This is a genomic window from Humitalea sp. 24SJ18S-53, from assembly GCF_050632385.1.
GTDB lineage: Bacteria > Pseudomonadota > Alphaproteobacteria > Acetobacterales > Acetobacteraceae > Humitalea.
Map to the genome: position 1 here is coordinate 2491586 of NZ_CP192599.1, position 25758 is coordinate 2517343.

The 25758-nt window shown below is 68.4% G+C and carries 23 protein-coding genes; 9 read left to right on the top strand and 14 right to left on the bottom strand.

The features are described 5' to 3' along the window. Position 1 precedes the first annotated feature (1 nt). Positions 2–1669 carry a GMC family oxidoreductase gene (locus ACQW02_RS12035; protein WP_431285482.1) on the top strand — a complete coding sequence of 556 codons (1668 nt, stop codon included), beginning with the start codon at positions 2–4 and terminating at the stop codon, positions 1667–1669. Here the strand turns inward: ACQW02_RS12035 and ACQW02_RS12040 are convergent. From ACQW02_RS12040 to ACQW02_RS12085, 10 genes are all read right to left on the bottom strand, one after another. Further along, positions 1666–1875 (bottom strand): hypothetical protein, encoded by a 210-nt coding sequence (locus ACQW02_RS12040; protein ID WP_431285483.1) that lies wholly within the window; start codon positions 1873–1875, stop codon positions 1666–1668. The genes ACQW02_RS12035 and ACQW02_RS12040 overlap by 4 nt on opposite strands. An 89-nt stretch (positions 1876–1964) precedes the next feature. Further along, positions 1965–2729 (bottom strand): helix-turn-helix transcriptional regulator, encoded by a 765-nt coding sequence (locus tag ACQW02_RS12045; protein WP_431285484.1) that lies wholly within the window; start codon positions 2727–2729, stop codon positions 1965–1967. Further along, complete coding sequence (locus ACQW02_RS12050) at positions 2729–3631, bottom strand: dihydrodipicolinate synthase family protein (RefSeq protein ID WP_431285485.1); 903 nt, start codon at positions 3629–3631, stop codon at positions 2729–2731. The genes ACQW02_RS12045 and ACQW02_RS12050 overlap by 1 nt, the downstream gene beginning before the upstream one ends. After that, complete coding sequence (locus ACQW02_RS12055) at positions 3628–4593, bottom strand: Bug family tripartite tricarboxylate transporter substrate binding protein (RefSeq protein WP_431285486.1); 966 nt, start codon at positions 4591–4593, stop codon at positions 3628–3630. Before ACQW02_RS12055 ends, ACQW02_RS12050 begins: the two co-directional genes overlap by 4 nt. Before the next feature lie 23 nt (positions 4594–4616). Beyond that, a complete protein-coding gene (locus ACQW02_RS12060; protein WP_431285487.1) occupies positions 4617–5531 on the bottom strand; it encodes a hydroxymethylglutaryl-CoA lyase in 915 nt (304 codons plus the stop codon). After that, positions 5531–6748, bottom strand: a complete 1218-nt coding sequence (locus ACQW02_RS12065) for a CaiB/BaiF CoA transferase family protein (RefSeq protein ID WP_431285488.1) — start codon at positions 6746–6748, stop codon at positions 5531–5533. Before ACQW02_RS12065 ends, ACQW02_RS12060 begins: the two co-directional genes overlap by 1 nt. Before the next feature lie 15 nt (positions 6749–6763). After that, positions 6764–8257 carry an aldehyde dehydrogenase family protein gene (locus ACQW02_RS12070; RefSeq protein ID WP_431285489.1) on the bottom strand — a complete coding sequence of 498 codons (1494 nt, stop codon included), beginning with the start codon at positions 8255–8257 and terminating at the stop codon, positions 6764–6766. Continuing rightward, positions 8254–9873: a thiamine pyrophosphate-dependent enzyme gene (locus ACQW02_RS12075; protein WP_431285490.1), complete on the bottom strand. Its 1620-nt coding sequence runs from the start codon at positions 9871–9873 to the stop codon at positions 8254–8256. The genes ACQW02_RS12070 and ACQW02_RS12075 overlap by 4 nt, the downstream gene beginning before the upstream one ends. Before the next feature lie 8 nt (positions 9874–9881). Further along, positions 9882–10850 (bottom strand): Bug family tripartite tricarboxylate transporter substrate binding protein, encoded by a 969-nt coding sequence (locus ACQW02_RS12080; RefSeq protein WP_431285491.1) that lies wholly within the window; start codon positions 10848–10850, stop codon positions 9882–9884. A gap of 58 nt (positions 10851–10908) precedes the next feature. Then, positions 10909–11592, bottom strand: coding sequence for a GntR family transcriptional regulator (locus ACQW02_RS12085; RefSeq protein ID WP_431285492.1), 684 nt, complete (start codon positions 11590–11592; stop codon positions 10909–10911). Between the two features lie 87 nt (positions 11593–11679). Here ACQW02_RS12085 and ACQW02_RS12090 point away from each other — a divergent pair, with 87 nt between their 5' ends. The 4 genes from ACQW02_RS12090 to hmgA all read left to right on the top strand — a co-directional run bounded on the left by ACQW02_RS12090 (position 11680) and on the right by hmgA (position 15597). Continuing rightward, positions 11680–12021 carry a cupin domain-containing protein gene (locus tag ACQW02_RS12090; protein ID WP_431285493.1) on the top strand — a complete coding sequence of 114 codons (342 nt, stop codon included), beginning with the start codon at positions 11680–11682 and terminating at the stop codon, positions 12019–12021. An 84-nt stretch (positions 12022–12105) separates the two neighbouring features. Then, positions 12106–13449: a fumarylacetoacetase gene (fahA, locus tag ACQW02_RS12095; RefSeq protein ID WP_431285494.1), complete on the top strand. Its 1344-nt coding sequence runs from the start codon at positions 12106–12108 to the stop codon at positions 13447–13449. Beyond that, positions 13442–14215, top strand: a complete 774-nt coding sequence (locus tag ACQW02_RS12100) for an SDR family NAD(P)-dependent oxidoreductase (protein ID WP_431285495.1) — start codon at positions 13442–13444, stop codon at positions 14213–14215. The genes fahA and ACQW02_RS12100 overlap by 8 nt, the downstream gene beginning before the upstream one ends. A 17-nt stretch (positions 14216–14232) precedes the next feature. Continuing rightward, positions 14233–15597 (top strand): homogentisate 1,2-dioxygenase, encoded by a 1365-nt coding sequence (gene hmgA / locus ACQW02_RS12105; RefSeq protein WP_431285496.1) that lies wholly within the window; start codon positions 14233–14235, stop codon positions 15595–15597. Here hmgA and ACQW02_RS12110 read toward each other — a convergent pair. Further along, positions 15579–16727, bottom strand: coding sequence for an ABC transporter substrate-binding protein (locus tag ACQW02_RS12110; RefSeq protein ID WP_431285497.1), 1149 nt, complete (start codon positions 16725–16727; stop codon positions 15579–15581). The two genes, hmgA and ACQW02_RS12110, sit on opposite strands and share 19 nt — an antisense overlap. 153 nt (positions 16728–16880) lie before the next feature. Here ACQW02_RS12110 and ACQW02_RS12115 point away from each other — a divergent pair, with 153 nt between their 5' ends. Next, the gene (locus tag ACQW02_RS12115) at positions 16881–17840 is read left to right on the top strand and encodes a tripartite tricarboxylate transporter substrate binding protein (RefSeq protein ID WP_431285498.1); all 960 of its coding nucleotides are present in this window, start codon (positions 16881–16883) and stop codon (positions 17838–17840) included. Positions 17841–17961: 121 nt separating this feature from the next. On the opposite strand, the gene ACQW02_RS12120 is transcribed toward ACQW02_RS12115, so the two are convergent. Then, entirely contained in the window at positions 17962–19002 is a 1041-nt protein-coding gene (locus ACQW02_RS12120) for an MBL fold metallo-hydrolase (protein ID WP_431285499.1), read from the bottom strand. Between the two features lie 286 nt (positions 19003–19288). Then, positions 19289–20500 (bottom strand): alpha/beta hydrolase family protein, encoded by a 1212-nt coding sequence (locus ACQW02_RS12125; protein WP_431285500.1) that lies wholly within the window; start codon positions 20498–20500, stop codon positions 19289–19291. A gap of 243 nt (positions 20501–20743) precedes the next feature. On the opposite strand from ACQW02_RS12125, the gene ACQW02_RS12130 reads away from it, so the two are divergent. After that, complete coding sequence (locus ACQW02_RS12130) at positions 20744–21025, top strand: hypothetical protein (RefSeq protein ID WP_431285501.1); 282 nt, start codon at positions 20744–20746, stop codon at positions 21023–21025. 17 nt (positions 21026–21042) lie between these two features. Here ACQW02_RS12130 and ACQW02_RS12135 read toward each other — a convergent pair whose 3' ends face one another. Further along, positions 21043–22833 (bottom strand): SulP family inorganic anion transporter, encoded by a 1791-nt coding sequence (locus ACQW02_RS12135; RefSeq protein ID WP_431285502.1) that lies wholly within the window; start codon positions 22831–22833, stop codon positions 21043–21045. Between the two features lie 315 nt (positions 22834–23148). On the opposite strand from ACQW02_RS12135, the gene ACQW02_RS12140 reads away from it, so the two are divergent. Both ACQW02_RS12140 and ACQW02_RS12145 read left to right on the top strand, forming a co-directional pair. Further along, entirely contained in the window at positions 23149–24345 is a 1197-nt protein-coding gene (locus tag ACQW02_RS12140; protein WP_431285503.1) for an FIST signal transduction protein, read from the top strand. After that, positions 24342–25709, top strand: a complete 1368-nt coding sequence (locus ACQW02_RS12145) for a sensor histidine kinase (RefSeq protein WP_431285504.1) — start codon at positions 24342–24344, stop codon at positions 25707–25709. The genes ACQW02_RS12140 and ACQW02_RS12145 overlap by 4 nt, the downstream gene beginning before the upstream one ends. Positions 25710–25758: the final 49 nt, after the last annotated feature.

Consider the following 25758-nt stretch of genomic DNA (forward strand, 5'->3'; position numbering starts at 1 on the left):
CTTGGACTTCGATGTCATCGTCGTCGGCGGCGGTGCCGCCGGCTGCGTCCTGGCCAGCCGCCTGTCCGAGGATGCCCGGACCCGCGTGGCGCTGGTCGAGGCCGGCCGGGATTATGGCGCCGAGGAACCGGCGCCGATGCGCGACAGCTACTCCCGCGCCTCCTCCCACCCGGAGTTCTTCTGGCCAGGCTTGCGGGCGCGGCTGCGCGAGGATTCCGCCGAGGAATCGGCCTTCACCCAGGCCTGTGTGCTCGGCGGCGGCAGCGCCGTCATGGGCATGCAGGCGCTGCGTGGGCTGGCCGAGGATTATGATGAATGGGCACGCGCAGGGGCGACCGGCTGGGGCTGGGACGGCGTGCTGCCGTATTTCATCAAGCTGGAACGCGACCTGGACCATGCCGGCGCGGTGCATGGGTCGGACGGGCCGATCCCCATCTGGCGCCGTCCGCCGGACGCCTGGCCGCCCTTTGCCCGCGCCGTCGCCCACGGGCTGGCGGCGCGCGGCCACGCGGCGGGCGTGGACATGAATGGGGCGGAGGCGGATGGGCTTTATCCGCTGCCGACGAGCGGCCTGCCGCAACGCCGCGTCACCTCGGCGGCGGCCTATCTCGGCCCGGCGGTCCGCGCGCGCCCCAACCTTGCCATCCTGACGGCGATGATGGTGGAGCGCCTGGTCATCGAGGATCGTGCGGTGACCGGCGTCGTGGCGCGTTCGCCGGGCGGGCCGGCGATGCTGCGCGCGGCGCACGTCGTGCTGGCCGCGGGTGGCATCCAGTCACCGGCGCTGCTGCTGCGATCCGGTATCGGGCCTGGGGAAGATCTGGCGTCGCTGGGAATCCCGGTCGTCGCGGACCGGCCTGGTATCGGCGGCAACCTGCTCAACCACCCGCTGCTCGCCATCGGCGCGCGGTTGCGGCCGGCGGCGCGGCAGGGCGACGCGCTGCGGCCGCATATCCACAACATGCTGCGCTACAGTTCCGGCATGGCGGGCTGCCCGCCCGGCGACATGTACATGTCGATCCTGAACAAGACCGCGTGGCATCGCCTCGGCCGCGGGATCGGCGCGCTAAGTGTCTCGGCCTACAAATCCTACTCGCGCGGCCGGCTGTCGTTGCGCTCCGCCAGCCCGGCCGAGCAGCCGCGGATCGATTTCGCCATGCTGTCGGACCCGCGCGACCTGGCGCGGATGGCCGATGGGCTGGCGGCGATGATCGACCTGTTGCGTGATCCCGCGATCGTGGCGCTGACCTCCGGCGTCTTCGTCCCCGCCTTCTCCCGCATCATGCGGCGGCTGTCGCGGCCGGGCCTCGGCAGCGCCGTGGCGGCGGCGCTGCTGTCGCGGGCGATGGACCTCTGCCCGCCGATGGAGCGGCGCATCCTGCATCTGGCGGGCGAGGACCCGCGGGCGTTGCGCGGCCGCGACGCGATCGAGGAGTTTGCCAGGCGCCGCAGCATCGCGATGTTCCACCCCGCCGGCACCTGCCGGATGGGCAAGGCGGAGGATCGCCTCGCGGTGGTCGACCCGCGATGCCGGGTGATGGGCGTGGCCGGGCTGCGCGTGGCCGACGCCGCCATCATGCCGACCATTCCGCGCGCCAATACCTTCCTGCCGGTCACCATGATCGGCGAACGCGCCGCGGCGCTGCTGCGCGCCGAATGGCGCGGCTAGACGGGGCGGTCCAGGAAGCCGCGATAGATCTCCAGGATGGAATCATCGACCTGCAGGCGCCGGTCGAGGAAACGGTGCAGCACCTTGTGGTCGACCTTCGGCCCCACGGCGCTGATCCGGCGGGCCAATTCGTGTTCGGAGACCTGCTGCTCCGCGAGGTAGGCCTGCAACGACGTCTTCACACGCTCACGCTCGCCCGGGGTCATGCGGCATCTCCCTGGTTGCCGGTTGGCCGCTGCTCTATCGGCGGCCTTGCGGCAATCCAGCACCACATCGGCCTGGATGTCCATGCCGCCTATCGGCCGGCCGCCAGCAGCAGGCGCAACAACTCGTTCTGGCTGCTGATGCTGAGCCGTGCATAGGCGCGCTTGCGATAGGTCAGCACGGTGTTGCGGCTGATACCCAGTTCCAGGGCGATGCCCTCGGACCCCACGCCGGCGGCGATCAGCGCGCAGACGTCGCGCTCCCGCCGCGGCATGGTGGGGAATGTTGCCGCGACGCGTGCGGCGAAGCTTTCGGCGCGGGGCAACGAACGCACCTCCGCCGCCTGGCGCCAAAGCAGCGGCATCAGCAGCGCCATGCTTCCGACCACGGCCCCGATCTCAGCCGGCGTGAAGCGACGCGCGCGGTAAAAATTCAGGCGCAGCGCGCCGCCCGGCCGTGAATCGCAGACCGATAGCCGTGCGCCCAAATGCACGGCCGTATAGCAATCGGTACGATAGTCGGCATGGGTGACGTCGGCGGCGTCGATCTCCACCAGGCAGGGGCCGGCGGGCTGGCGTTCATGCAGCGGATCCATGGTCCAGTAGCGGTCCACATAGCGGCGCGCGACCTGGTGGGCCACGGCGGTCGGCCCGGCATTCTCCGCGAGGATGACGGAGGGCCGGCCCGTGCGGTCAAAGGCAAAGGCGGTCACGTGGTCCGCACCGATGGCCTGGCGCGCCAGGCCGAACAGGCAGGCGGGGAAGCCGGCGCGGCCAACGCTGTCGATCAGCGCGGGCACGCCGCCTTGCAGCATGCCCGCGGCCAGGCCGCCCAGCGGCATCGGCTGGATCTGCATCAACCTGGCGGCCGCAATTCGGGCAGGTCGAGCGCCCGCACCGCTTCGACCAGCCCCGCCACCGCCGTGTCGTCGATCGGCAGGCGCGGCGGGCGGATGCTGCCGCCGGGCAATCCGAGCGCGTTCAGCAGCGGTTTCACGCCGCGCCCACCGCCGAATTTTCCGAGCACCGCGTGCAGCCCGACGAAGTCCTGGTAGGCCGCCTGCATCGTCGCGAAATCATTCGCACGCGCGGCCGTGATCAGTCGGGTGGTCAGCCCCGGCACCAGATTGCCCTCGCCGCTGAGAAATCCGTCGGCGCCGAGGTGCAGCGCCGGCAGGATCGAAGGAACGCCCGCCGCATAGACCAGCGCGCGGCCCTTGAAACGGCGGATCGCCTCGGCGAACCAGAGCGGGTCGCCACCGCCGGCACGCACCGCGACGATCTGCGGATGACGGTCGAGCAACCGGGCCACCAGGTCGATGGGCAGCGCATAGCCCATGCTGGGATAGGAGGAGATGACGACAGGCAGCGTGGCCTCGCCGATGGTGATGTCGTAGAAGCGTTCCATCTCCGCGGCGTTCGGCTTGCCGGTGTGGCCGTTGTCGAGTTGGAAGAGATGTGCCGCATCAAGCCCCGCACGCGCAGCGGCGCGCAGGTAGTCCAGGGCATCGGCGACGCCGCGCGGTTCGCAGCCGGCGGCGCGGACGGGCACCCTGCCCTTCAGCTCCTCGACCGCGATGGCGAAGACGCGGTCGCGTTCTTCTGCCGACAGGGTGAAGCCCTCGCCGACATTGCTGCTGCCGACATAGGCGGCGGCACCGGCGGCGCGGATACGGCGCAGGTGCAGGCGGAATGCGTGTTCGTCCAGCCCGCCATCGGCGTCGAAGGGCGTGATGCTGACGACCCAGGACTGCATCATGTGCGTTCGATCTCCGCGAGGCGCACGACCTCGGACCATTTCGCGATGTCGCTCTCGACCCGGGCGCGGAATTCCGTCGGTGTGCCGGGTGCGGGATTGCTGCCCTGGTCGCGGATCTTTTGCACCACACCGGGTTCGGCGAGGATCTCGCGCAGCAGCCCGTTGAGTTGCGTCACCATCGCATTCGGCAAGCCGGGCGGGCCGGCGAGGCCGGACCAGGTGGTGACCTCGTAGCCAGGCAGCCCGCCCTCAGCAAACGTCGGCACGTCAGGCGTGAGGAAGAAACGGGTGGCGGAGGTGACGCCAAGGCCGCGCATGCTGCCATCCTGCAAACGCGCGGCGATGGAGGCCGGACCTTCGATCGAGAAATCGATGCGCTTCGCCATCACGTCCAATGCACCTTGCGAGGCGGTGCGATAGGGCACGTGCTGCAGCCGTATCCCGGCGCGCACCGCCAGCATCTCCATCGCCAGGTGGTTCGTGGTGCCGATGCCGGTGGTCGAATAGGTCATCGGTTCCGGCACCACCTTCGCCCGTTCGATCAACCCGGCCAGGCTGCGCACGGGATGGTCGGCGCTGGTGGCGAGCACAAAGGGATAGTCGGCGATCATGCCGACGAAGCTGAAGCCGCCGACGGAATCGTAGTTCAGCGACCTGAACATCGCGGGTGAGATCGCATGCGCGCCGACCAGGAAGATCAGCGTATTGCCATCGGCGGGCGCGCGGGAGACCTGGCCGGCGGCGATGGTGCCCCCTGCCCCGGGTCGCGGTTCGACGACGATGTTGCGGCCAAGCCGCGCGCCAAGGCGTTCAGCCACCAGCCGCGCCACGGCATCCGTCGTGCCGCCCGGGCCGAAGCCATGCACCAGGGTGATGGGGCGTGCCTGCGCACGGGCGATGGCGGGCAGCGCGAACACGCCCACCCCGGCGAGCAGGCTGCGGCGATGCAGGGTCTTTGCCATGTTCTGTGGCCTCCCGGATGCCATCAGGCAGCGAAGGTTCTTGGCATGCCGGCGCCGGCGATCTTGCCGTGCAGGGTCTCGTTCGGCAGCAAGGTGGCGAGGACGCGCTGTGCCTCGATCAGGCGGGCGAGATCGACGCCGGTATCGAAGCCCATCGATTCCAGCATGAAGACCAGATCCTCGGTGGCGATGTTGCCGCTGGCGCCAGGCGCATGCGGACAGCCGCCGAGGCCGCCGAGCGACGCGTCGAAGTTGCGGATGCCGACATCAAGCGCCGCCACGACATTCGCCAGGCCCGTGCCGCGGGTGTCGTGAAAATGCGCCGAGCCGGCGATTTCCCCGACCGCATCGCGCACTGCGCGGAACAGATGGCGCACCTGCGCTGGGGTTGCATAGCCCACCGTGTCGCCGAGGCCGATGCAATCGGCGCCGGCTTCGGCGCAGGCGACGGCCAGGCGCACGACCTCGCTCTCGGGCACCTCGCCTTGCAAGGTGCAGCCGAAGGCGGTGGCGAGCCCGGCCTCGATCTTGACCCCATGGCCCGTCTCGCGCCGCAACGCGCAGACGCGGGCGAGTTCCGCGACCATCTCATCCGGTGTCTTGCGGACATTGGCGCGGCAATGCGCCTCGCTGGCTGACACCGGCATGACGATGACATGGGCGCCGGCCTCCATCGCGGCGGTGGCGCCCTTGAGGTTGGGCGCCAGCACAGCGATATGCAGCCCCGGCATGGCGCGTGCGGCGCCAACGACCTCCGCGGCATCGGCCATCTGCGGCATCAGCTTGGGCGGCACGAAGGAGCCGACCTCGAACCGATGCAGGCCGCTGCTGGCCTCTGCGCGCAGCCAGGTCAGTTTGTCGGCGGTCGGCACGACCTGCGGCAGCATCTGCAGCCCGTCGCGCAAGCCGACCTCGACGACCTCGATCGGCTGGCGCATCACGCGGCGTCCTCTCGCCGGCGTGGTGGGACGGGCCGGTCGCCGACAGTGCCCGATGCGAACAGCGCCTCGACCTCCGTGGTGGAGAAGCCATAGCCCGTGAGGATGTCGCGCGTGTGTTCGCCCACCCCCGGCAGGCCCGCTGTCGGCAGCAGGCGGCGGCCGTCCATCATCACCGGCAGCGCGGGCGCCTTGCCCGGCACGCCATTCGGCAAGGTGATGTCGATCAGCCCGCCGGAGGCCAGCAGATGCGGATCGTGGTTCAGATCGCCCGGCTTGGCGACGGGCGCGAATGGCAGGCCGATGCGGTCCAGCCGCTCGACCAGCGCTTCCGTCGGCAGAGTCGTCAGCATCTCCGTGATGATCGGCAGCAGCCAGGGCCGTGCGGCCGCGCGATCGTTGTTGGTGGACAGGCGCGGATCGGCCAGCCATTCGGGATGCTCGAACTCGGCGCAGAAATCCTTCCACTGGTCGTCGCCGATGATGCCGACGAACAACTGCGTGCCATCGGCCATGTTGAACAGGTCGTAGACGGGCCAGGGCTTCGCCTTGGTGGACCAGGGCTCCGACGGCTCGCCGCTCACGGCCTCTCCGAGCATGGCCTGGGCCATCAGGAAGACGTTGTTCTCGAACAGCGATGCCTGCACTTCTTGGCCCCGACCCGTGCGTTCGCGTTCGCGCACCGCGCCCTGGATGGCGATGACGCCGAACATCGCCCCCATGATGTCGTTCACCGAGGCACCAGCGCGCATCGGCTTGCCAGGCAGGCCAGTCATGTAGGCGAGGCCGCCCATCATCTGCACGACCTCGTCCAACGCGCTGCGGTTGTCATAGGGGCCGGGCAAAAAGCCCTTCAGCGAGCAGTAGATCAGGCGCGGATTCAGCGCCTGCATCCTGAGCTGGTCGAGGCCGAGGCTCTTCATCCGGCCGGGCCGGAAATTCTCAACCAGGATGTCGGCGCCGGCGACCAGGCGATGCACCGTCGCCAGGCCCTCCGGGCTGCGCATATCCACGGCGATGCTGCGCTTGTTGCGGTTGAAGGCGGAGAAAAAGCCCGCCGCCAGCCCAGTCAGGCCGCGGGTGCGATCGCCCTTCGGCAGTGGCTCGATCTTGATGACCTCCGCGCCAAGATCGGCGAGGATCAGCCCGCAGCATGGCCCCATGACCATCTGGGTGAATTCGACGACCTTGAGGCCGGACAACGGCAATGCCTGCATCTCGTGTCTTCCTTGTCAGCCGTAGCGGATCATGACGGATTTGGTTTCGAGGTAATGCTCGATCCCCTCGCGGCCGTGCTCGCGGCCAATGCCCGACTGCTTCATGCCGCCGAAGGGCATGGCGGCGTCGAGTACGTTGTGCGTGTTCACCCAGACCGTGCCGGCGCGCAGTTGTCGCGTCAGCCGCATGGTGCGATCGAGGTCGGTGGTCCAGATCGAGGCGGCGAGGCCGTAGGGCGTATCATTCGCCAGCGCCAGGGCCTCCTCCTCATCATCGAAGGGCATGGTGACGATGACGGGGCCAAAGATTTCCTCGCGCAGCACTTCCATGTCGGGACGAATGCCCGACAGCAGGGTCGGCGCGACGTAGTAGCCATCGCCCGGCAGATCGCGCCGGCCGCTGGCGAAGGTGGCGCCGGCCGCGTCCGCGCGCTGCAAAAAACCCTGCACGCGGTCGCGCTGGCGGGCGGAGACCACGGGATTGACCTCCGACGCCGGATCCAGGCCCGGGCCGAAGGCCAGGCTGTCGGCAACCTTGCCGAGCGCGTCGAGCATCTCGTCATGGATCTTGCGCTGGATCAGCACGCGCGTCGCGGCGGTGCAGACCTGTCCCTGGTTGAAGAACAGGCCAAGCCGCGCCAACAACTGCTGCTGCTGCGCCCCCATGTCGGCGAAGAGCAGCATCGGCGACTTGCCGCCGAGTTCCAGGGTGAAGCGCTTCATGCCCTCCACCGCGTGGTGCCCGACGAGCTTGCCGACCTCCGTCGAACCTGTGAAGGCGATCTTGTCGATGCCGGGGTGCCGCGCCAGCGCGTCGCCGGCCGTGTGGCCGTAGCCGGTGACGATGTTCACCACGCCATCGGGAATGCCGACCTGTTGGCAAAGCCGCGCGAAGCGCAGCGCCGTCAGCGGCGTTTCCTCCGATGGCTTCACCACGATGGTGCAGCCGGTCGCCAAGGTCGGCGCGATCTTCCACACCAGCATGGACAGTGGGAAATTCCACGGGATGATGGCGCCGACCACACCGACCGGCTGGCGCAGCGTATAGGTCATGGTGCGGCTGCCCGCCGGTGGCGCCTGGGCCGAGGTGTCGAAGGTATGGCCCTCGATCTTCGTGGCCCAGCCGGCCATGTAGCGCAGGTAGTCGACCGAGGCACCGACCTCGATCGCCCGCGCGATGCCGATCGACTTGCCGTTGTTCAGCGATTCCAGTTGCGCGAAAGCCTCGCCATCGGCCTCCAGCGCATCGGCGAGACGCTGGATCAGCCGTTCCCGGTCGGCGGGGCGGATGTCGCGCCAGGGGCCATCGAGCGCGCGGCGCGCGGCCTGGACGGCCTCGTCGATCTGTTCGGCACCGACGGCCGGCACCGCTGCGATCGGGCGGCCGGTGGAGGGGTCGAAGACCTCGATCGCGTCATCCACCGCGGTGTCGCGGAAGCGACCGTCGATGAAGACGCGCAGCGGTGCGCGCAGGAAGTCGCGAATGCCGTCGTGAAGATCGAGGATCATCCGCGCACCTTTGGCATCAGGATCATGTCCCAGGGACTTGGCATTTCGCCGCAGGGCACGTGGATCAAGGCGGGACCGCCCTGGGTGAAGGCTTCGGTGATGGCGCGCTGCAAGGCGTCGGGCGTCGTCGCGCGCCATGTGGCGATGCCGAAGGCATCGGCCAGCTTGCCGAAGTCCGGGTTCACCAGGTCGGCGGAGATGATGCGATTGCCGTAGCGTTCCTGCTGGATGCGCTTGACGTTGCCGAACATCGCATTGTCGAAGAGCACCACCACCACCCGCAGCTTGTGCTGCACAGCGGTCGCGAGTTCGCCGATCTGATACAGGAAGCCGCCATCGCCGGCGATCGCCAGGACCGGCGTGCCGGGCATCGCCGCCTGCGCGCCGAGCGCGGCACCAAGGCCCCAGCCGAGATTGTCCTGGTAGCCTGGCGACAGGTAGGTGCGCGGCTTGTGCACAGGGAAGACCAGGCGGCTGGCGAAGCCGATCTGCGTGACCTCATCGACGAAGATGCCGTCTTCCGGCAAAGCCGCGCGGATCGCCTTCAGAAATCCGACCTGCGGTTCGAAGCCTTGCAGCCGCTGCGCCAGCCAGCCGCGATGGCCGGACAGGTCACAAGGCTGCCGCGCCGCATTCTGCGCCGGAAGTCTCGTCAGCAGCGCGCGGCATTGCTCGGCAGCATCGCCGAGCAAGGTGGCATCGGCGCGGCGAAACCGGTCGGGCTCCTCCGGGTCGATGTCGATGCGGATGACCTTGAGGTCGGCATCGGTGCCCCACATGCTCTGCTGCATATGCAGCCGCGTGCCGATGGCGAGCACCACGTCGGCTTCGGCCCAGAGCCGGTGTGCGATCGGCAGCGGCACGAACAGGCGGTGCGTGCCGGGCATGGCGCCCTGGCCGCGGCGATAGGCGACGGTCGGCGCTTCCAGCATCTCCGCCAGGGCCACGATCTCCGGCCCCGCATCGAGCGCGCCGCCGCCGAGCACGATCAGCGGGCGCTTCGCCGCGCCCAGGATAATTGCTGCGGCCAGCACGGCGTCGTCGTCGATCGGTGCATGCCGCACGGGCAGCGCGGCGCCATCCGCTACGGCGCCCCGCCTGGCCAGCACGTCCATGGCGCATTCCAGCAGCACGGGGCGCTGGCGGCCGCTGGTCGCGCTGTGCAGCGCCTGGTCGACAAGCGCCGGTGCTTCATGCGGCGCGCGGATGCGTGCGGCGAACTTGGTGAAGTGCCGCGACAGGCCAAGCTGGTCCGGGATCTCGTGCAGATGGCCATGCGCGCGGTCGATATCGACCTGCGGGATCTGCCCCGCCAGGGCCAGCACCGGCGCGTTCATGCCATAGGCCGTCAGCAACGCCGCACTGGCGTTCAGCAAGCCCGGCCCTGGCACGACGGCGCAGGCCTGCGGCTTGCCCGTCGCCAGGGCTGCGCCCAGCGCCATGTAGGCAGCGGCCTGTTCGTGACGCGGATGGATGACGCGCAGCGCGTCTCCCGCCTGGTGCATCGCATCGAACAACGGGTCGCTCTGCAGGCCGGGCAGCGCGTAGACGGTATCGACGCCGTGCCGTTGCAGGCTGCCGACGATCGCCTCCGCCGTGGTCATTATCGCTGTCATCGGTTGTCCTACATTCGCTCGATATCGGCCGCGGTCACGACCTGGGCCCATTTTTCGATGTCGCGCGCGACCCGGTCGCGGAAGAATTCCGGCGTGCTGGGGGCGACGTCGTTTCCCAGCGCGATGATGCGCTGGATCACCGCAGGATCGGTCAGCGCCGCGCGCAGTTCGGTGTTCAGGCGCGTGACGATCTCTGTCGGCAGGCCCGCGGGGCCGGCGATGCCGGACCAGGTGGTGACTTCGTAGCCGGGCACGGCCTCCGCCATCGCAGGCACGTCCGGCAGTTGCGTGAAGCGTGTGGCGCTGGTGACTGCGACCGGGCGCGGATTGCCGCGCTGCATGCCCGCGAGGTTGGAGGACGGGGCCTCTACCGTGAAGTCGATGCGCTTGGCTGCCAGGTCCAGTGCGGCCTGGGTGAAGACGCGATAGGGCACGTGCTGCATGGTGATGCGCGCCTGGGCGCAAAAGAGTTCCATCGCCAGGTGCTGCGTCGAACCGACACCGGCGCTGCCATAGGTGAAGGGCTCCCGCCGTTCCCGCGCCAGGCGCACGAAATCCGCTAAATCGCGCACCGCATGATCGGGATAGGTCAGCAGCACAAAGGGATATTCCGCCGCCATGCCAATGAAGCTGAATCCGGTCAGCGGATCATAGGGCAGCGACTTGTTGATGGCGGGCGCGATCGCATGCGCGCCCACGAGGTAGCCGAGGGTATAGCCATCCGGCGCGGCGCGCGCGATCTGGCCGGTCGCGATCACCCCCGCCGCACCCGGGCGCGCATCGACGATCACGGTCTTGCCGAGCCGGTGCGTCAGCGCATCGGCGACCACGCGGGCGACCGCATCGGCATTGCCGCCGGGGCCGAAGCCATGCACCAAGGTGATTGGCCGTTCCGGCCAGGCGGCTTGCGCGTGGCTGGCCAGGACAAGGCCGGGCATGCCGAGCAACACGGCGCGCCGCGCCAACGAGAAGCGCATTGGCTTCATCCTCCCCATGCTTTTTTGGTTTTTCCTGGACGTAAGACTCTTGTCGCCGTCAGGCGACGATGCGAAGGCCCCGGCCCCGCAGGCTGCGGCTCTGCTGCTTCAACATTTCGATCATCCGCTCGCGCGAGCGCGAGACGTGCAGTGCCATCGCGACCGCCGCATCGTCGGCGCGATGCTCCGCGACCAGATCGACCAGCACGGCATGCTCACGCGCACCGGCGTCCTGAATATCCGAAGACATCTCCAGCCAGCGCGCGCGGTAGACGATACGCTGCGTGCTTTCAAGCGCGCGGATAAGGAAGGGATTACCGTAGATACGGGCGAACTCCATGTGGAAAGCATCGGCCAGTTCAGCGCCCGGGGCCGGTCGCTGCGGTGCGCCCGCCGCCGCGGTGGCGAGCGACCGAAGACGGACGACGTCCTCATCCGTGGCGATCAGCGCGGCCTTGCGGATCGCCTCGCATTCGAGCACCTCGCGGAAAGCGTAGGCGTGGATCAGCTCGTCCACGTCGATCGGCGCGACGATGTAGCCACGGCCGCTGCGCCGGACCATGCCCTCCGATTCCAGGCGCGCCAGCGCCGCACGGATCGGCGTGCGGGAGGAGCTGAGCACCTCCTCCAGGTAACGTTCGGAGATCGTCTCCCCCGGCAGCAGTTCCAGTGACAGGATCGCGGTGCGAAGCCGGTCGTAGGTGGCGGCGGTCTGGGTGACATCGCTGTTGTTGTTTGCCATACCAATTTGGTATCCAATTGCGGATACCTTGATGGCATGAGCAAAACGCCCCCGTCAAGCAAGCTTTTCAGCCAGGAAGAAAATGCCATGTCCGGCCAGCAGAACGAGCCCGCCCCGATCGGCTTCACCACCACGCGGCTTGCCGCGATCGACCTGGCGAAGGAGATCGCGGCGCTGGACGGGCGTTTCGTGCGGCTGAGCCACACCGCGATCCGCCCAGGCGGCGGCTTCGACTGGCACTCGCACGAAGGCAAGCCGGAGATCATCTACATGCTGAGCGGCGTGCTGACCGAGGGGCGTGGCGACGCGGTGGTGGAACATACCGCCGGCAGCGTATTGCAGATGACCGATGGCGTCCGTCATTCCCTGGCGAACACCGGTGCGGAGCCGGCGGTCTACCTTTCGATCTCGGTGCGCAAGCTGACCTGACGCCGGCCGCCCTGTCCCCAGCGATGGCGACAGGCGCGCCGGCCGCGATCAAGGCATCGTTCGGCGCAAGAAGCGTTCTGGGGGATGGCCGTGACCGAAGTGCTGCTGGATGAGACCCACGACCCGGCGGCGCGAAGCTGGGTCGCCGCCGCCAATGTCGAGGGCGCCGATTTCCCCATCCAGAACCTCCCATTTGGTGTGTTCCGCCACACCGGCGCCCCGCGTGGCGGGGTCGCGATCGGCGACCAGGTGCTGGACGTGGCGGCCTGTGCCCCGCTGTTGCAGGGCCTGGCACGGGACGCGGCGCTGGCGGCGGGCGGGGCCACGCTGGTGCCCCTGATGGCCTGCGATCCCGCGGCCTGGACCGCGCTGCGCCGTGGGCTGTTCGCGCTGCTGCTGTCCGGCAGCGGGTCGCGCGCGGCGGTGGAACCGCTGCTGACGCCGGTGGGCGACGCCGAAATGCTCCTGCCGGCGCGGCCTGGCGCCTTCACCGATTTCTTCGCCTCGATCAACCACGCGACCAATGCGGGGCGCATGTTCCGGCCGGACAATCCCTTGCTGCCCAACTACAAGTACGTGCCGATCGCCTATCAGGGCCGTGTCTCGACACTGCGGGTCAGCGGCACACCGGTGCATCGGCCGAATGGCCAGGTCAAACCGGCGGGGCAGGATGCGCCTGTCTATGGCGCCTGCCAGAGCCTGGACTATGAATTGGAACTCGGCCTGTTCCTGGGCGGGGCTTCGGTGGTCGGCACGCCCGTGCCGGTGGCCGAGGCGTCGCGGCACCTCTTTGGCGTCTGCCTGCTGAACGACTGGTCGGCGCGCGATATCCAGGCCTGGGAATACCAGCCGCTCGGCCCCTTCCTGGGCAAGAGCTTCGCGACATCCCTGTCGCCCTGGATCGTCACGGCCGACGCCCTGCGGCCCTTCCGCGTGCCGGCCTGGCCGCGCCCCGCGGGCGACCCGGCGCCCCTGCCCCATCTGGACGGTGCCGGCGACCAGGCCCTCGGCGGGTTGGAGGTGACGGTCGAAGCCTTCCTCACGACCGCGGCCATGCGGGAAGCGGGCACCGCGCCGCACCGCCTCAGCCGTGCCGCCACCGATGCGCTGTATTGGACGCCGGCGCAGATGATCGCGCACCAGACCAGCAATGGCTGCAACCTGGAGCCGGGTGATCTTTATGGCACGGGCACCATCTCGGGCCCCGATCGCGCAGGCCTTGGCAGCCTGCTGGAAATCACCCAGCGCGGCAGCATCCCCATCACCCTGCCAGGCGGCGAAACGCGTGGCTTCCTGGACGACGGGGACGAGGTCGTCTTCCATGGCCATTGCGCGCGCGATGGTCGCGTGCGCATCGGCTTCGGGGCCTGCGCCGGCCAGATCCTGCCTGCCCCACACGTCCCAACAAGGAAGAATGTCCATGAGTGAGTTCCGCCAGGGCGGCCAGGGCCCCTATAGCCTGCAGGGCCGCGTCGCCGTCATCACCGGCGGCAGCAGCGGCATCGGCGCCGCCACGGCCCGGCGCCTGGCCGAGGCCGGTGCCACCATCGCCATCGGCTACAACGCCGGCCGCGACCGTGCCGAGGCGCTCGCCGCCGAACTGCCCGGCACCGGCCACCTGCCCGTGCATATCCCGATGGGCGACAGCGACGCGATCCGCGCGGCAGCGGCACTGGTCGAGGCGAATTTTGGCCGCGCCGATGTGCTGGTGAATTCCGCCGGCGTGACCCGCGCCGTGCCGCATGCCGATCTGGATGCGCTGGACGATGCGACGTTCGACAACATCCTGATCACCAACGTGCGCGGCCCCTTTGCCACGATCCGCGCCTTCGCGCCGCTGCTGCGGCGCGGCGGGGATGCCGTGGTCATCAATATCTCCTCGCTGTCGGCCAGCACGGGGCTGGGCAGCAGCATCGCCTATTGCGCGTCGAAGGCCGCGGTGGACACCATGGGGATGTCACTGGCCCGCGTGCTGGGGCCGGAGATTCGCGTCATCAGCGTGTCCCCCGCCGCCGTCGCGACCGATTTCGTGCCGGGCCGCGGCCGCGCCGGGGTGGAAAAGCAGGCCGCCGCGACTCCGCTGAAGATCGTCGCCGAGGCTGATGACGTCGCGATGGCGGTGCTCGCGGCCGTCACCCATCTGCGCCTGTCCACCGGCACCACGCTGGTCGTGGACAGCGGCCGGCATCTTTGAGACGAAGGGAGCCAGACATGGACACCATCCAACATCCCGTCTTCAGCGAAGCGGTGCTGGCACCGCGCGACGGGTCGCTCGCCTACATGACCGGCTTCGAGAATTCCTTCGCAACCGAGGCCGTGCCGGGCGCGCTGCCCATCGCGCGGAATTCGCCGCAGCGGGCGCCACTCGGCCTCTACGCCGAACAATTGTCGGGCACGGCCTTCACCGCGCCTCGGCAGCACAACAAGCGCGTCTGGTTCTACCGCATCCGCCCATCGGTGAAGCATGGCACCGGCTTTCGGGAGGTGGATTGCGGCCTGATCCGCACCGCGCCCTGCCGCGACGAAAGCAGCCTGCCCATCGCGCAGATGCGCTGGCACCCCATCGCCATCCCGGACGAACCCTGCGACTTCCTGGATGGGCTGCGCACCATCGCGACCGGCGGCGACGTGCACATGCAGGCCGGCATGGCGAGCCATGTCTATGTCGCCAACCGCTCCATGGGCGACCGCTACTTCTACAACGCCGATGGCGAGATGCTGCTGGTGCCGCAGCAGGGCCGTATCGAGGTTTTTACCGAATGCGGCCGCCTGGATGCGGCGCCGGGCGATGTGGTGATCGTGCCCAAGGGCATGAAGTTCAAGGTGGACCTGCCGGACGGCCCGGTGCGCGGCTATGTCTGCGAGAACTACGGACACTACCTGACCCTGCCGGAACGTGGCCCGATCGGCGCCAATTGCCTGGCCAATCCGCGCGACTTCCTGACCCCCGTCGCGGCCTATGAGGACAAGGAGACGCCCTGCCAGCTTTTCGTGAAGGCGCTGGGGCGGATGTATGTCACCGAGCTTGCGCAATCGCCGCTGGATGTCGTCGCCTGGCACGGCAATTACGCACCGGTGAAATACGATCTGCGCCGCTTCTCGCCGGTCGGTTCCGTGCTGTTCGACCACCCGGACCCATCGATCTACACCGTGCTGACCGCCGCATCGGAAACCGCCGGCACGGCGAACGTCGATTTCGTGATCTTCCCGGAGCGCTGGATCGTCATGGAAGGCTCCTTTCGGCCGCCCTGGTACCACATGAACGTGATGAGCGAGTTCATGGGGCTGATCTACGGAGTCTACGACGCCAAGCCCGGCGGCTTCGTGCCTGGCGGCATGAGCCTGCACAACGCGCTGGTCGCGCATGGCCCGGATGCCGAGGCCTTCGACAAGGCCTCCAGCAAGGCGCTGCAACCCGAACGCCTGTCCGGCACCATGGCCTTCATGTTCGAGACGCGTTACCCGCTGAGCCCCACGGGTTACGCATCCCAGTTGCAGTTGATGGACGGGGCCTATCCGGATTGCTGGGACACGTTGGAACGCAAGTTCAAGGTGCCTCACCCCGGGTCGGGGTAGATGCCCTCGACGCCGGTCTGGTTCGGCCCCTGCATCGGGCCGGTGTATTGTTCCAACTGGTCGCGCATCCGCTCCAGCCGGGCGCGATCCTGCACATAGGCGCCGAAGCGTGCGGGCTGGGTGTTGTAGGTGGTGATGGGGCCGAAGCCGGTGGCGGGCGCGACGTCGCGGCGCACCGGCCATTGCCGGCCCGCGGCCCCCTGGACCTCGGCCGATAGCAGCCAGCTCAGGTAGAGCTTCGCCGCGGCCGGATGCCGTGCCTCGCCAAAGATCGCCGCGGGCTGCGCCCAGGTCAGGAAGCTGTCGCGGCGTGGGATGATGAAGCGGAAACTCGCGCCGGCCGGCGCTACCAGCGGACCCGTGGCGCTGAAGGTCGCGGCCTTCTCCCCCCGCTGAACCATGACCCGCGCCGGCGCCGACCCGCGCACCCAGGTCACATCCTGCGTCATCAACCGTTCCATATAGCCCCAGCCGTGGGCCGCGACGATGCGATCAAACTGATACAGGATCGCGTCGTCATCCTGTGGATAGCACAGGACGATCTTGCCCTTCAGCTTGGGGTCCAGGTAGTCGATGGCATCGCGCGGCGCCTCCGCCTCGGTCAGCAGCGTCGTGTTGTAGACGGTGCTGAAGGAGAAGAGGCCGATCGGCACATAGGCCGCATCGGGGTCGCGGACATCGGCGAAGACCTCCTCCCAGCCGAGCGGCTTGTAGGGCAGCAGGCGACCCTCGGCTTTCCAGTGTTCGAACAGGTTGATGGTCAGCACATGCGCGACGTCGCAGGCGACACGGCCGCGCGCGATCTGGTTGTTGATGCGCACGCCGTGGAACTTGCTGCGATCGACCAGGATGCGGATCTTCATGCCCGGAAAGCGGCGGTTGAAGGCCTGTTCGGTAGCGGCCGATCCGTTGCGCAGATCGCCGCCCGCATAGACCAGCAATTCGCCGCCCTCGGCGACGGCGGCTTGGTGCAACTCCTCCAGCGAACGCGTTTCGGGGGGCGGGATGTTGGCGGCCGGCAGGCCGCTGACCTGAGCCGCCGCGGGCATCGCCTGGGCCAGGACAGGCAAGGCGGCGACCAGGCCGCCCAGGCCGCGCCGTGACAGGGCTGATTGGGTATGTTCGGGCATGACAATCTCCGTGGCTCCGTCGCCGGATGTGGCGAGGCGCCAAGGCGCCAGCAACGGAAGCGGGACGGGCCAGGCGTCACCGTCGATGGTGACTTGCGCTGGCGGGCGAAGGGCGTTGATCCTGGAAGGTAACGTCCAGAAGGAAACCGCCCGATGCGGATCGCCCGTGTGCTCGCCGGCCTGTGTTGCGTCTTGCTGACGGCAGGCACCGCAAGAGCGCAGGAATGGCCCGACCGGCCGATCCAGATCGTCCAGGGTTTCGCCGCGGGCGGGAATGCCGACACCATCGCCCGGGTGATCGCGCAACCGCTTTCTGTCGCACTGGGCAAGCCGGTGGTGGTCGAGGGCCGGACCGGCGCGGGCGGCAATATCGCCAGCGAATATGTCGCGCGCGCCAGGCCCGATGGCTACACGCTGGTCCTGCTGACCGGCGGGCACGCGGTTTCGGCGGCGGTCTACCGCAGCCTGCGCTTCGACCCCGTGGCGGATTTCGCCTTCATCTCCACCGTGTCGGTCTTCCCTTTCGTGGTCGCGACATCCTTGGGCAGCCCGATCACCGACATGCCGAGCCTGATCGCGCGGGCCCGGGCCAATCCCGGCGGCACCACCTTCAGTTCGGTCGGCGTCGGCTCCACGCAGCATCTGACCGGGGAATTGCTGGCCCAGGCGACGGGGATCCAACTGACCCATGTGCCCTATCGCGGCGGCACCCAGCCGCTGACGGATCTGATGAGCGGGCGCATCGACCTGATGGTCGATTCGATCACCGTCACCGGCGGGGCGATCCGCGCCGGCACCATCCGCGCACTGGGCGTCACCAGCGCCGCACCTTGGCCGGGGCTGGAGGTCGCGCCGATCGCCGGCACGACGCCGGGGTTCGAGGTCCTGTCCTGGGTCGGCCTCGCGGCCCCGGCCGGGACACCGGCGCCGATCGTGCAGCGGTTGCAGGCCGAACTCGCGCGTATCCTGCAAATGCCGGAGATCCAGCGGACCCTCGCCGGGCTGGGCTCCGAGGCCCGCGCCAGCACGCCGATGGAGATGCGTGACTTCGTGGCCGGGCAGGTCCGGCAGTGGCGCGATGTCGTGGCCACGGCCAACATCGAACGACAGTGACGCGAAGAATTGCGCCGGATTGGCTGACCCTTCGTCTGTTCCTGGCGGCCGTCCAATCCGGCAGCTTGCTCGCCTGTCCTCCCGCCTCTTCGCCGCCAGACCCGTCGAACGCCGCCGGCGCTCAGGCGGAGCGTTCGACCGTCAGCCCAGCCCCCGCCCAGGCGCCGATCCCGCCCTCTATGTGCCGCACCCCGATGAGGCCGCTATCCTGCGCCGCCTGCACGGCCATCGCGCTGCGCTCGCCGAAGGCGCAGTAGAACAGCAGCGGCCGGCCGGTCGATGCCGCCAATTCATGCAGCATGCCGCCGGGCCCGAGGTTTTCCCGCAGGTCCGGGTATGGCGCATGGAGCGATCCGGGGATCACGCCATGCTTCTTGCGTTCGCCAGGCTCCCGCAGATCCACCAGCATGACGTCCCGCGCGCCGAGCAGGTCCGCGGCCTGCGTCGGGCTCACGGCCCAACCGCGCCGGGCGATCTCCGCCTGCATTAACCCCTGGCGCATGTTCGCCGGAACGGCGACGTCCATCATCTTCGGGTTCGACAGGTTCAGCGACGCCATCAGCGCCGCATAGGCCTCCGCATCCTTGACCTGCAGGCGCGGGTTGAAGCGCTTTTCCTCACCGATCGTGCTGACCGTGTCGCCTTTATAGTCATGCGCGGGCAGGACCAGCGTTTCGTCCGGCAGGCGCATCAGCCGTTGCAGGCTCTCATACTGCTGGCGCGAATCGCCGTTCTGGAAATCGGTTCGGCCGGTGCCGCGTATCAGTAGCGTGTCGCCCGTGAAAACCCGGTCGTCGAGCACGAAGCTGTAGGAATCGTCCGTGTGGCCGGGGGTGTACAGCACATCCAGGCTCAACCCCTCCACACGCAGCCTGTCGCCCTCGGCGATCCGCATCGAGACGACATCCACCTTGCTCTGTTCGCCCATCACGGTGATGCATTGCGTGCGGTCGCGCAGCGCGCCGAGGCCGGTGATGTGGTCGGCGTGCAAGTGGGTGTCCACGGCCTTGACCAGGCGCAGGTCAAGCTCCTCGATCAGCTTGAGGTAACGGTCCACCTTCTCGATCACCGGATCGATGATCAGCGCCTCGCCACCGCGCCGGCTGGCCAGGAGGTAGGTGTAGGTGCCCGAAACGCTGTCGAACAATTGCCGGAAGATCATCTGCCTCTCCCTGCCCGTCGCGGGCGCGGCGCGGCGCCATGCCGCGCGACGCCGGACGGGTCAGTCCAACGGTTGAACGGAACTCCTGCCCTGGGCACCGACATCCGGTGCGGCAGCATCGATCCGTAACGACAACACCCTATCTCCCGCGATTGCTGCCAGGATCGCCCGCTGCGCTGGCGTGGGATCGGGACCGGTTCGGCAGCGATGACTTACGCTACGGCAATTCCCGCGCTTCGTTCAACGGTGCACGCCCAATTCCTGCCCCGTCGGGCCGCCCGGCGTCTCAGGGTGCATCGAACCAGGTCTTCCACTGCTGCACGGCTGTGGCGAAGGTGCCGCTATGGCTGGTGGCGCCGGTTGAGATGGCCTCGACCTTGGTATTCCCGGTGCCGATCGCGCGCTGATAGGTCTGTGCCAATTGGCCCAAGCCGACGGTAATGGCCTCATCCGCCTCACCAAAGTAGTTTCGCACCGGCGTCTTGATGATCCAGCGATAGGCCTCGGTCATCGCGACGAAGCGGCCATAGGCCGAGGTGGCGAAGAACTGGGGATCGAAATACGCGGGCCGGATCAGCAGGCGCAGGTCGGTCGGAATCTCCGCGGCCTGCACGGGCTGCCGTTCATAGAGGCGGCGAGACGCATCGTAATATGCGTCATTGATGAGGGAACGTGCGAGTCCCGGGACCCCGTAATAATGCTCGTAGGAGAAGGCCGACAGGATGAACAGCGAGTTCACCCAATCGGCGTCGTTCGGGCGCGGGAAGTTGAGGAAGCCATTCAGGGGCACGAAGATATCCACCGGCGCGCTCGCGGTCGCGGCCCCCTGCACGGTGACGCCCGCAGTCTCCAGCTTTTCGAGGAAGGCCATGGTGACGAAGCCGCCCTGCGACCAGCCGGCGATATGCAGCCTGTTCGCGGCAAGACGCATCTGGTCGAGCACGGCGCGGCTTGCCACCAGCATGTCGTAGGTCGCCTGCTGATGGCTGCCCTTGACCATATAGCCCTCCGGTTCGGTGGAGAGCCCGAGGCCGAAGTAGTCGGCGCCGATCAGGATGCTGCCCTGCCCGGCGAATTGGGCGATCATGAGTTGCGTTTCGGGCGACTGCTCCGGGAAGGAGGGCACCTGCTCTTTCCCATAGACCGTGCCGTGCTGGTAGGAGACCATGGGAAGGCTGCTCCCCTCGGTCACGGGAATCGCCAGCAACCCGGTCGCCACCGTTGGCCTGTTGCCGCGTTCGGGAATGACCGAGGCATAGGTGACGCGATACAGGCGCACCGCATTGCGGGCCGGCGTATAGGTCACGCCGACGCCGAAGAATCTGGGCGCGTCGACCGAGAGGATCCGGTTGAGGCGATCGACGTCCCAGGTCATCAGGTACTGATACCGCAACCCGGAAGCGACCTGGACCGGCGCGGTTTCCTGCGCGCGCGCCGCAAGGGGCGCGGCAAGCCCGGCTGCGATCAGTCCGCGTCGGAGGATGGGTGTGGTGTCCATACTGGGTTCCTTGCTCAACGGGCCGGGCCGCTCATGCCATCATCGACTTAACAGGCTGCTGAACAGGCGTAGCGGCCACCGCACAGGCCGGCCTTGCCAAAGCAGGACCCACCCGCCAGCAGCGCGCCGCCAGGCCACCCGCCTTGCCCGCGGCCTCCTCCGACACCACATCAGCCATGGTTCGATACGCCGCGTAGGGATTGGATGATATCCTGTCCCCACCGCATAGTTGGGGAGAGAGCCATGGCCAATGCCCGTCCGATCGACTTCGATCATGCCCTGGCTGACCCGCGGGCCGTGTTCAACGAGCCCGCCGATGTGCTGGCATGCGCCGATCTCGACGCCACCCGCAAGCGGCAGGTCCTCGAACGCTGGCACCATGATGCTTTGGAACTGGAAACCGCCGAGGGCGAGGGCATGGCCGGCGGCGAGCAGCCGATGATGCAGCGCGTGAACGCCGCCTTGGCCGAGCTTGAACGGCAGACAGGCATCAAGGCGGAACACAAGCGCAGCATCACCTCCTGAGACGCGGCGCATCGGTCCTACGCAGGCCGTTCGTCCCAGTCGACCCACTCCACATCATGCGCTGCCAGGTAGGCGTCGACCGCCGCGCCGATCGTCGGGAACATCTGCGCCTCGCCGAAGCGCTCAAACAGCCGGAAGCGCTTCAGCTTGTCCTTCACCGGGTCCTTCAGCTCGGCGAAGCACAGCGTGATGCCGGCCGCACGCAGCCTGTCGTCCAGCTCGGCCAGGGAGTCCGCCGCGGTGACATCGATGCTGGTCACCGGCTCGGCCGCGACGACCAGCCATCGCACCGGTGTCGGCGATGCCGCCAGGGCATCGAGGACCGTCTCCTGGAACACCTCCGCATTGGCGAAGAACAAGGGGGCATCCCAGCGGAACAGCACCAGCCCCGGTATCAGGCGGGCGCCTGGGTAACGCTTGATGTCGTGATACCCTTTCACCCCCTCGGCACGGCCCAGCACCGCCCAATGCGGCCGCCAGCCGTCCCAGAGGAATTCGATGACCGCGATGACGATGGCCAGGCCAATCCCCGGGATCGCACCCAGCACCGCCACGCCGACGAAGCATACGATCGACAGCCAGAACTCCCAGCGCTGGATGCTGTAGATGCGGCGGAGGTCAGCGACCTCGATCAGGCCGATGGCCGAGGCGATCACGACGGCGGCCAGCGCCGGGGCCGGCAGGAATTCCAGGAGATCCGGTGCCGCGACGAGCAGCAGGGCCACGCTCAGCGCGCCGACGACGCCGGTGACCTGCGTCTTCGCCCCCGCCGCCTCGGCGACCGGCGTGCGGGACGAACTGCTGCTGATCGGGAAGCCCTGGAAGAAGCCGGCGGCCAGGTTCGCGGCGCCGAGCCCGAGCATCTCCTGGTTGGGATCGACATAGGTGCCGGTCCGCGTGGCGTAGATGCGCGACAGCACGCTGGTATCTGCAAAGGAGACCACCGCCACCGCACAACCGCCGACCAGCACGGGCATGATGTCGTCGGGCCCGATCCAGGGAATGCTCAAACCCGGGAGTCCGGCCGGAAGCGAGCCCAGGACCGCCACGCCGGCATGCTCCGACAGGCCGAGCATGCCCACGGCGATTGTCGCGCCGACGACGGCGATAAGGATCCCCGGCAGCCGCTTGCTGCCCTTCAGCAGCAGGATCGTGGCCAGGGTCGCGGCACCGACCAGCAAGCTCGTCCCATTGACCCGGCCGTCCCAGATGCCCTGGCCGATCGCGCGCAGGCTCGCGATCGGCCAATCGGCATCGATGGAAAAGCCGAAGAGCTTCGGCAACTGGCTGATCAGCACCGTCACCGCGATCCCGTTCATGTAGCCATAGCGGATCGGCTTGGAGAGCAATTCGGTCAGGAAGCCCAGGCGCACCAGCCCGGCCGCGATGCACACGATGCCGGACACGATGGCCAGCGCACCGCCCAGCGCCACCGCCCGCATCGGGTCGCCCCCGGACAGCGGCAGCACGACGGCCAGGATGATCGCGGCCAGGGAGGAGTCGGGCCCAATGACCAGGATCCGGCTTGGTCCGAACACCGCATAGGCCAGCAAGGGCACGATGGTCGCATAAAGCCCATAGATTCCGGGCAATCCCGATGCGACCGCATAGGCGACGCCGACCGGGATGAGCATGGTCGTCAGCACCAGCCCGGCCACCAGGTCGTGGCGCAGCCAGCCGATCTGGTAGCCGCGCAACATCGCGACCCCCGGGACCCAGCGCAGCCACCCCTGCCCGTCCGCGTCCCGGCGGGGCCGCGCGATGCGACCCGGCCGGGGCTCGATGGCGGGTGGCGCCGCGTCATGCATCGGAAGTCAACTTTCGTATCCGTCGTTATCGCTTGCACGGCACGAGCGTCCCGGCCGGCATGATGACGCGATGGACTCATCTTGAATACGAGAAGAACATGGGCCTGATCGGCGCGGACCAGAGGGTCGGACGAGCCTCCATCGGGCCTCGGCGATTCACTTGCAAGCCGTACCGATCGACCCCAGGTTCTGATAGATAAGTAATGTAGACCTGCTACCGGGGGGCGAGTGTCATTGCGTGTGCCCCCACTGTTTGGTTTACAAAGCCTCAGGTTCAATCAGGTGGGCGACCGAGCCGCGGCGGGGAACGGATTGATGCGTGTCGCCTATGGCAAAAGCTCCGACCCAGCGGCCGCGGTGCGTCAGGCCGCCGCAAGCCTGGGGCCGAACGCGCCACGGATGCTGATGGCCTTTGTCGGCGGCAAGCACGACCCCCATGCGGTGCTGGAGGCGCTACTGGCCGCCTTCGGGCCGGTGCCGGTGGTCGGCGGTTCCGCCGCCGGCGCCATCTCACGCCAGGGCTTCGGCATCAGCGGCTTCGAACTCGGCCTGGTGGCATTTGACGATCCCGCGACGACCCCGCGGCTGATCACGAACCACGACCTCCAGACGGATGAGCGGGCCGCGGGCCTGGCGCTCGGCGTCGCGGTCAGGGAGGGGGTTTCGGAGCGTTGCGTCGCCCTGCTGCTGTTCGACAGCGTCGCCAGCACCCTGCCCCCGCGACTGCACCATGCAAGCTCGATCGTCGCCGGCTTCAACGAGGGCGTCGGCAATGCGCCGGTCTACCTGCTGGGCGGCGGGCTGCTGACCGACATGAACATGTCGGGCGCATGGGTGTTCGACGGCCAGGGCGTCAGCAAGCACGCCGCGCTGGCACTCGTCTTCCCATCCTGCATCCAGGCCGAGACGGTGATCCTGCACGGCTGCCGCCCGGTCAGCGCCTTCATGGAGATCACCCGCATCGATGGCGCCCATGTCTATGAATTGGACGGCGAGCCGGCGCTGCATGTGATCGAACGGATGCTCGGCCTGCCGATCGGCAAGTCGCGCGGGCATGAATTGTCGCTGGTCGCGACCCTGGGCCAGAAGCGCGGCGACCCCTTCGCGCCCTATGACGAGAACGCCTACGTCAACCGGCTGATCCTGCGCGCCAACCCGGAAAGCGGGTCGATCACCTTGTTCGAGCCGGATTTCGCGCTCGGCACCCAGGTCCAGATCATGAGCCGCGACAATGCGCTGATGCTGGAATCCGTTCGCCGCGGCGTGGCCGGGCTGAACGCCGCGGTCGCCGGCGCCGAGAACCTGCTGGCGCTGTATATCGACTGCGCCGGCCGGGCCAGCGCCCGCAGCGGCGCGCCGGTCGAGGAGGCCGAGGTCGTCCTGCAGACGCTGGACCCCCACCTGCCCTTCATGGGCTTCTATTCGGGGGTCGAGATCGCGCCCTTCGACGGCGAAAGCAGCCTTCCGCTGGATTGGACCGGTGTATTGAGCGTATTGAGACGTGCATCGTGAGCAATCTCGTACGCCTCGATATCGGCAAGCTGGAACGCGAGCTCGCCTATTACCGGCGGGAGTGCAACGACCTGGGCACGCGGCTGCTGCGGTTGCAGGAGGAGCAGAGCCAGGCCTTCCGCGAGGCCCGCCGCAGCCGCACCGTCGCCAAGCTGATCCGCGAGGCCCACCGCGTCGCAGATGTCAGTGGGTCGCCCGATGAAATCGGCAGCGCGCTGCTGCAGGTCGTCGTGGAAAACACGCTGTGCGACCGCGCCGCCTTCGTCCGCTGCGACGGCAACCCGGAGGCCCCCGACCGATTCCGCGTGACCCACGCCATCGGCTTCGGCGCCGACGTGCCGGCGCCCTGGGTCACCGTGCCCAACGCGCCGGCCTTCTTCCTGACCACCTCCCGCACGGTGCTTGAGCCGCCGGCCTATGAGCTGACCGGCATCCTGCGGGTGCCGTATGTGCTCTGGGCGCACGACCGGGCCTCCGGGCATGGGCTGATCATCGGCAACCAGTCCGAGGCGAATGTGAGCCGCCCCTTCGAGGTCGGGGACCAGGAACTCGTCGAGGGAGCACTGTCGGTCTACATCGACGTGCTGGCGCGCAAGCAGGCCGAGCTGGAACTGCGCAGCGCCAAGGCCTCCGCCGAGGAGGCAAGCGCGCTGCGGGCGCGCTTCCTCGCGACCTGGAGCCACGAGCTGCGCACGCCGCTGAGCGCGATCATCGGCTTTTCCGAGATGATGGCCCCGGGCTCACGCTACCGCCTGACGGCCAAGCAGCGCCGCGACTACGCGCAGCAGATCCTGCAATCGGGCCGTTCCCTGCTGGAACTGATCAACGACATCCTGGATTATTCCAGCCTGTCGCGCAGCACGCCGATGCTGGCGCCGGCCTGGGTCTCGGCCGAATACGTGATCACCGGCGCCGCGCGCGAGATTTCGGCGCTGGCCATCCCGCGCGGGATCGCGGTCGAGGTCGCGCCGACGGAGCCCGGGCTCGAAATCCTGGTGGATCCGATGCGCTTCCGCCAGGTCATCATCAACCTGCTGAGCAATGCCGTGAAATTCACCCAGCCCGGCGGGCGGGCGCGCATCGGTGCCCAACGCCTGGCGGATGGTCGCTGCGAAGTGACTGTCGCCGACACCGGCGTCGGGATGCGGGCCGAGGATCTGCCGCGGGCCCTGGAACCCTTCCAGCAGATCGACAATGGCCATGACCGTGCCTTTGCCGGGACCGGGCTGGGCCTGCCGATCGCCAAGGGGCTGACCGAGGCCCATGGCGGCACGCTGGAGATTTTCAGCGAGGCCGGTGCGGGCACGACGGTGACCCTGACGCTCCCCGCCAAGGCGGTGCGGATCGCCGACGTCGCCGGATAGAGCTGTATCGCCGTGCGGGGCGATCGGGCCCGGGCGTCGTCGCCCGGGC